5 protein-coding genes and 1 pseudogene are annotated in these 4,964 nt (G+C 63.3%); all 6 read right to left on the minus strand.

Annotated elements, in window-relative coordinates; translation table 11 throughout:
• Positions 1-143: 143 nt before the first annotated feature.
• Positions 144-758 (minus strand): plasmid pRiA4b ORF-3 family protein, encoded by a 615-nt coding sequence (locus MK313_RS17705; RefSeq protein WP_209171774.1) that lies wholly within the window; start codon positions 756-758, stop codon positions 144-146.
• Positions 755-2,392 (minus strand): IS66 family transposase, encoded by a 1,638-nt coding sequence (gene tnpC, locus MK313_RS17710; protein ID WP_209171775.1) that lies wholly within the window; start codon positions 2,390-2,392, stop codon positions 755-757. Before tnpC ends, MK313_RS17705 begins: the two co-directional genes overlap by 4 nt.
• A gap of 45 nt (positions 2,393-2,437) precedes the next feature.
• Entirely contained in the window at positions 2,438-2,785 is a 348-nt protein-coding gene (gene tnpB / locus MK313_RS17715; RefSeq protein WP_209171776.1) for an IS66 family insertion sequence element accessory protein TnpB, read from the minus strand.
• Entirely contained in the window at positions 2,782-3,219 is a 438-nt protein-coding gene (gene tnpA, locus MK313_RS17720) for an IS66-like element accessory protein TnpA (protein ID WP_209171777.1), read from the minus strand. Before tnpA ends, tnpB begins: the two co-directional genes overlap by 4 nt.
• Positions 3,220-3,317: 98 nt before the next feature.
• The gene (locus MK313_RS17725; RefSeq protein ID WP_322098646.1) at positions 3,318-3,788 is read right to left on the minus strand and encodes an OB-fold nucleic acid binding domain-containing protein; all 471 of its coding nucleotides are present in this window, start codon (positions 3,786-3,788) and stop codon (positions 3,318-3,320) included.
• A pseudogene (locus MK313_RS17730) lies at positions 3,789-4,964 on the minus strand (error-prone DNA polymerase); the annotation flags it as partial. It abuts the gene before it with no gap.

Here is a 4,964-nt window from a genome sequence, read left to right on the forward strand (position 1 = left end):
ACATCTAAAAGCAGCCGTTGAAGCTAGCATAGCTAATGGCAGTTTCCTCCGCTCTGCTACTGCCAGTTCAAAGCGCAGCAAATGTCCACTCCCCACCCATCTCGTAAGCATCCGGCGTAGACCGCGGTGCGGTCAGTTTCCGATCAATGTTGTTGGTTCTGGCTCTTTGCGAAGCCCGCTTTGCCGAGTGCTCGGCGCCGAGCGAGCTTGGCGATGCGCTGGTTGATCAGGTCGACGCTGATATCACCCGGCTCAAAGCGACCGCCATGCCACTGCACCAGTTCGCGATGCTGCGGGTGGCGTGGCTTTGCCATCGCCTCCAGGAAGTCCGCGAAGCCGAAGGTTCCACCGACATCTTCCGGCGGTGCACGGTTTTCGCCTTCCAGGAAGCGAGGATATTCGAATGCGGGATCGGCGGCCTCGACAGATTCAACGACCACAGTGTGGCGCCAATTGTCGCCGAAGTCGTAGGTATAGGCGAACGTGGTGATGCCGCGGTCGATGAGCGTTCGGATGCGTGCATTCTTCGCAGCATAGGTCTTGCGGCCGTAGTCCTCGGCAGGGTCGGGAACATCGTAGTGCCTGCCACCGGCCTCAAACTCAAAAAGGTGGTAATCCTCGAACAGCATGACGGCCTGGATAACGTCGTGCAGCCCCTTCAGACTCATGGCAAGCGGAACTTCAACCCGGCGCCAGATCCGGGGTTCGATGTCATCAAGCTTGATGTGTAATCGGGCGATCTGTTCGTTCTGCATCATGACGCTGGTGCCGATGCCGGGGTATGCGGTTCCCAGTTCCAGGGCAGCAGTTCTTCGACTCTGGAAACAGGCGTTTCGGCGATGCGGGCGAGGACATCGGCAAGCCAGGCTTGCGGGTCGACGTCGTTGAGCTTCGCCGAGTTGAGCAGCGTCGCCATGAAGGCGGCGCGGTCGGCTCCACGAACCGATCCGGCGAACAGCCATGACTTCCTGCCGAGGGCAAAGCCGCGCAAGGCTCGTTCGGCGGCATTGTTCGTCAGGCAGATCCGGCCATCATGAAGGAAGGTGATGAAGCCGTCCCAACGCTTGAGCATGTAATCAATCGCCTCGGCAACCGAGGAGCTGCGCGACAGCTTGCCCCGTTCAGTCCGCAACCATTCTTCAAGACCTTCGGCAAGGGGGATGCCGTCCCTGCGCCGCCGCTCCAGGCGTTCGCCGGCAGTGAGCCCGTTGATCTCGCGCTCAATGTCGAACAAGGCATCGATGCGCTTGACCGCCTCCAACGCAATCGGTGAGATCGGTGCGGCGTTCTTCCTGCGCCTGGCGTTGGTGGTGATGTCGGCAAGCACGAAGAACTTGCGGCGCGCATGTGACCAACACAGCGCCTGGGTCAGCGGACCAGGATCACGGTCCACCTTGAACAGCGGATTGTAGCCGCTGTAGGCGTCAGCTTGCAGAATGCCGGTGAAGCTCTTCAGATGGCACTCGGGGTGTTCCTGGCGCCGGTTGCGAGAAGCATAGTAAAGGGCCGCCGGCGGAGATTGCCCGCCGAACGGGCGATCGTCGCGGACATAAGTCCAGATGCGGCCGGTATCGGTCTTGCCCTTGGCCAGGATCGGCACGGTGGTGTCGTCGCCGTGCAACCTCTCGGCACTCAGCACATGCGCCTCGATCAGCGAATGGACCGGCTTGAGTGCCGCCGCGCAGGCACCGACCTGGTCCGCAAGCGTCGACAGGCTGAGATCTATGCCCTCGCGCGAGTAACGCTCGCTCTGCCGGTTCAGCGGCTGATGCTGTGCAAACTTCTCGAAAAGGATCATCGCCAAAAGGTTCGGACCGGCAAAGCCGCGCGGCGTCACATGGAACGGAGCTGGCGGCTGAGTGATCTTCTCGCACTCCCGGCAGCTGAACTTCTCCCGCACGGTCTGGATCACTTTCCACTGGCGCGGGATCACTTCCAGCGTCTCGGTGACATCCTCACCGAGCTTGGCCAGCTTCGCGGATCCGCAGCATGGACAGCTCTTCGGCGCGGCAACAATCACACGCTCACGCGGCAGATGCTCTGGAAACGGTTTCTTTGATGGACGTCTGCGCTCAAACGCTTTGATGGTCGATGAACGTGCCGCGGCTTCCGCCACCAGCTCGTCCTGAGCGGCATCGGCCTCCAGCTCTTCGAGCTGCAATTCCAACTGCTCTAGAAGGCGGGCCTTGCGCTCCGAACGGTGTCCGTGGATCTCCCGCTTGAGCTTCTCGATCTCCAGCTTCAACCGGGCGATCAGAGCCTCCGAATGCGAGTTTACCGCCTGGGCACGGGCAGCGAGGGCCTCAGCTTCACGGCGGGCCGCACGCTCTGCGAGGATCATCGCGTGCGCACTGGCAAGGTCGTCGGGAAGGTGTTCGGCCGCATCGAGCATGGCGGGAGGGAATCATATTCGCTCCCGCCACGCCAGCGTTTTCCACTACCCGGCAGAGCTTGGCCGCCAGGTTTTTTGCGGCATTCGCCAATCGATGCCTTCCAGCAGATATCCGAGCTGGGCTGGGGTGATGGACACCGTGCCGTCGGCTGCCGATGGCCAGATGAACCGGCCGCGTTCCAGCTTCTTCGTGAACAGGCAGGCACCCTGGCCATCGTGCCAGATCACCTTGATCAAGCCTCCGCTCCGGCCGCGGAAGACGAACAGGTGGCCGCTCATCGGATCCTGCCTCAGTGTCTCCTGAACCATCAGCGACAGCCCGGGAAAGCCTCTGCGCATATCCGTGTGGCCCGTCGCAAGCCAGACCTTCACACCATTCGGGACCGGGATCATCGCCGCTCCAGAAGATCGAGAATACGCCCCAGGGCCTCCGTGTCGATGTCGCTGTCGAACCGAACCCGTTTACCCCGGCCCAACTCGATCATCACAACGCTCGGCTTACGACGCGCACGTTGCGGCGGAGCAGGCTTCGTGGGCTGAGCCGGCGACGGCAAGGAAACAGCATCGGATATCGTCACCGGGACAAATTGCACAGCAGGCGAAGGTGCGGGTGTTGCGCGGTCCGTCGACGCCCGGCCGTCGGAGATCGTGCACAACTGCTTGCGCCACCGGAAAAGCTGGCTCACATGGCAACCCGCCGCCCGGGCAACCTCCGACACGCTCACTCCAGGTTCAAGGCAGGCAGCGACAAGCCGCTCCTTATCCTCCTGCGACCATCGCCGACGGCGTTCTACCGACGTGATCACCTCAATATGCTGCTTCGTCATATGACTGCTCCTAGTGCTACCACTAGGACTGGCAGTCTTCAGCTTAAAGCCGCAAGACGGCCTTCACCGGAGGGGTACCCCATCTCACGCACCACCCCTCAATGAAAATCCCGGCTCGGGAACAGGCGCTTGGCCTGTTCGCGCGGGTGCATGGCCCGGGTGCGTTGTGCGTCTGATTTCAGATGCACCGGCACGTCGTCGGTCTTGGTGGTCGTCTGGCCCAGAACGTCGTCGTTGGGGTGGCCGAGAAGCGACAGGTCGCGGGAGCGGTCTTCGATGTGGTCGGCGATCAGGTGAACGACCATGCCTTCGCGCTCCAGCCGGCCGGTGACCTTCAGCAGCCGTCCGCCGAGAACGGCGGGCCGGAATTTTTCGTACATCTTCGGCCAGACGACCACGTTGGAAACGCCGGTCTCGTCCTCCAGCGTCAGGAAGATCACGCCCGAGGCCGTGCCCGGGCGCTGGCGGGTGATTACCAGTCCGCAGACGGAAACGCGGCGCGCCGCGCGCGGGGGCAGCGCTGCCAGCCGGGCATGCGGGGTCAGATGCGGGATATGCGGGCGCAGCAGCTACATCTGGTGGGCGCTCAAAGTCAGACTTGTGGACAGGTAATCCTCCACCACTTCCTGCCCCAGATGCATGGTGGGCAGGAGGACATCCGGCTCGAAGATCGCCTCGCCGTCGATGGGGTCGTTGAAGAGCGGCAGCGGTTTGGGGCTGCGGATGGTCTTCACCTGCCACAGCGCCGCCCGGCGGCTCAGCCCCATGCCGGCAAAGGCATCGGCTTCGGCCAGCCGCTCCAGCGTGGCCGGCATGACGCCGGTGCGCAGCCACAGGGTTTCCGTGTCCGGATAGCCGTTGCCGCGGGCCGCGACGATCCAGGCCGCGTCCTCCTCGCGCAGACCCTTGATCTGGCGAAACCCCAGGCGCAGTGCCAGCGCGCCGTCGCTGCGCCGCTCCAGGGTGTTGTCCCACAGGCTGGTGTTGACGCACACGGGGCGCACCTCCACCTGGTGTTCGCGGGCATCGCGCACGATCTGCGCCGGGGCATAAAAGCCCATCGGCTGGGCGTTCAGCAGCGCGCAGGCGAACTCGGCCGGGAAGTGGCATTTCAGATAGGCCGAGACATAGGCCAGCATGGCAAAGGCGGCGGCATGGCTTTCCGGAAAGCCGTATTCGCCGAACCCCTCGATCTGGCCGAAGCAGTTCTGGGCGAATTCCAGCTCGTAGCCGCGCTCCAGCATGCCGGAGATGAACTTGTCCTTCAGCTGCCCGATGGTGCCCATGCGCCGGAAGGTGGCCATGGAGCGGCGCAGCTTGTCGGCTTCCGACGGTGTGAACCCGGCGGCGACCACGGCAATCTGCATCGCCTGTTCCTGGAACAGCGGCACGCCAAGCGTCTTGCCCAGCACCTCCTCCAGCGCCTTTGAGGGGAAGGTGACCTTCTCCCGGCCCTGGCGGCGGTTGATGTAAGGGTGCACCATGCCGCCCTGGATCGGGCCGGGGCGCACGATCGCCACCTCGATGACGAGGTCGTAGAACTGGCGCGGGCGCATGCGCGGCAGGAAGTTCATCTGCGCCCGGCTTTCCACCTGAAAGACGCCGATGGCATCGGCCACGCACAGCATGGCATAGGTCTTCCTGTCGGCCTGGGGCACGGTGCCGAGTGTCAGTTCCTGGCCATGATGGGTGTCGATCAGCTCGAAGCACTTGCGGATGCAGGTCAGCATGCCGAGGCTGAGCAG

This window comes from Oceanibaculum sp. (assembly GCF_022449305.1).
Taxonomy (GTDB): domain Bacteria; phylum Pseudomonadota; class Alphaproteobacteria; order Oceanibaculales; family Oceanibaculaceae; genus Oceanibaculum; species Oceanibaculum indicum.

Bases quoted from the DNA above. Each gene is read 5' to 3' on its own strand.
- tnpB (WP_209171776.1), bottom strand. From the start codon at position 2,785: ATGATCCCGGTCCCGAATGGTGTGAAGGTCTGGCTTGCGACGGGCCAC.
- tnpA (WP_209171777.1), bottom strand. From the start codon at position 3,219: ATGACGAAGCAGCATATTGAGGTGATCACGTCGGTAGAACGCCGTCGG.
- MK313_RS17705 (WP_209171774.1), bottom strand. From the start codon at position 758: ATGATGCAGAACGAACAGATCGCCCGATTACACATCAAGCTTGATGAC.
- tnpC (WP_209171775.1), bottom strand. From the start codon at position 2,392: ATGCTCGATGCGGCCGAACACCTTCCCGACGACCTTGCCAGTGCGCAC.